Source organism: Streptomyces cacaoi (genome assembly GCF_006539165.1).
Taxonomy (GTDB): Bacteria; Actinomycetota; Actinomycetes; order Streptomycetales; family Streptomycetaceae; genus Streptomyces; species Streptomyces cacaoi.
The window spans coordinates 1-1,995 of sequence record NZ_BJMM01000151.1 but is presented as its reverse complement, the minus strand read 5'-3'; the positions used below and the strand labels follow the sequence as shown (position 1 = coordinate 1,995).

Genomic DNA, 1,995 nt, shown 5'->3' with positions numbered 1-1,995 from the left:
AGGCCGAGGACCTCGGCCCACACCCGGGCGACGGTCTCCTCGGTCGCGTTGCGCGGGGCGACATGGTCCGTCTGGAGGGTGCCGAGGTCGGGCTCCGGCAGGGCGCGGCGGTCCACCTTGCCGTTCGCCGTGACGGGCAGCCCGTCCAGGACGACGCAGGCGGCGGGGACCATGTACTCGGGCAGCGACCCGGCGACGAAGTCGCGCAGTTCGGCGGAGGTCACGGAGGTCTGCGGGGCGACGACGTAGCCGACGAGGCGCTTGACGCCCGGCTGGTCCTCGCGGACCACGACCACGGCCTGGTCGACGGCGGAGTGCCGGGACAGCGCCGCTTCGATCTCGCCCGGTTCGATCCGGAAGCCGCGCACCTTCACCTGGTCGTCGGCGCGGCCCGCGAACTCCAGCGCGCCGTCGGGCAGTTGGCGCACCACGTCGCCCGTGCGGTACATGCGTTCGCCGGGCCCGCCGAACGGGGAGGCGACGAAGCGCCCGGCCGTCTGCCCGGCCCGTCCGGCGTAGCCCCGGGCGAGCTGGACACCGGTGACGTACAGCTCGCCCGCGACGCCGGGCGGTACCGGGCGCAGCCAGGTGTCGAGCACATACAGCCGGGTGTTCCACACCGGGCGGCCGATCGGGACGGTGGCCCCGTCCGGCCGTGCCGGGTGGGAGGTGATGTCGACGGCGGCCTCGGCCGGTCCGTACAGGTTGTAGAGGGCGGCCCGGGGCAGCGCCTCGGCTATCTGGTCGCGGAGCGCGCCCTGGAGCATCTCGCCACCGCTGAAGACGGTGCGCAGCGTCGTGCAGCCGCGGATGGCCGGCTCGGCGACGAGGGCACGCAGCATGGACGGCACGAAGTGGACGGTGGTGACGCCGTGTTCCTGGATCGTCTCGGCCAGATAGCGCGGATCGCGGTGGCCGTCGGGACGGGCGAGCACCAGACCGGCGCCGGCGATGAGCGGGCCGAAGAACTCCCAGACGGCGACGTCGAAGCTGGACGAGGTCTTCTGGAGCACACGGTCGCCGGTGGTGAGCGGGTACGCGGACTGCATCCACAGCAGCCGGTTGGAGATCGCGGCGTGCGGGACGAGGACGCCCTTGGGCCGCCCCGTCGAGCCCGAGGTGTAGATCATGTACGCGGCGTGCCCGGTGTGCAGCCCGTCCAGCGGCGGGGCGGCGGCGGGCTCGCCCGAGGTGTCGGCGCCGGGGCTCAGCACCGGAACTCCCGGCAGCTCGACGGGGGCGGTGCCGTCCTCGGTGATCAGCGCCGCGGCCCGTGAGTCGGTGAGCATGGAGGCGATGCGGTCGCCCGGGTACTCCGGGTCGACGGCGACGTAGGCGCCGCCGGCCTTGACGACCGCGAGCACGCCGACGACGAGGTCGATGCCGCGCGGCAGGCTCACGGCGACGACGGTGTCGGGGCCGACCCCGTGCCGGCGCAGCAGATGCGCGTACCGGTTGGCACGCTCGTCCAGCTCCCGGTAGGTCAGCGTCCGTGCCCCGGACACCAGGGCGATGCCGTCCGGGGTGCGCTGGACCTGCTCGGCGAACAGCTCGGGCAGCAGCCGGGGCGGGCAGTGCCGGTCGGTGGCGTTCCAGTCCCCGGTGATACGGCCGAGTTCGCCGGGCGTGACCAGCGGCACGGCCGCCAGCCGCCCGGCGTCGGCCCGTCCGGCACCGGTCCGCCGGGCACCGTCCCGCCCGGCGTCGCCCTGTCCGGCACCCGACCGCCCGGCGTTCGCCTGCCCGGCATCCGACTGCCCGACGTTCGACTGCCCGATGTCGATCAGCGAGCGCAGCAGTCCGGTGAGCCGCTCGGCGAGACTCCGCGCGGTGGTGTCCTCGAACCGGGCCGGGTCGTAGGACATCCGCAGGGAGACACCGGGCGCGCTGTCGCCGACGAGCCGGCCGCCGGTGTAGGCGGTCAGCGACAGCGGATAGCTGCTGCCGCCCTCGGCACGGGCGTCGGCCACCCGCAGCCCGTGCCGGGCGCCCATC

Annotated in this window: 1 protein-coding gene; it reads right to left on the bottom strand. The window is 74.7% G+C overall.

Going from position 1 to position 1,995, the window contains the following annotated elements:
* Positions 1-1,995 (bottom strand): non-ribosomal peptide synthetase (locus SCA03_RS34665; protein WP_174864528.1); only part of this gene is annotated, 1,995 nt, incomplete at both ends.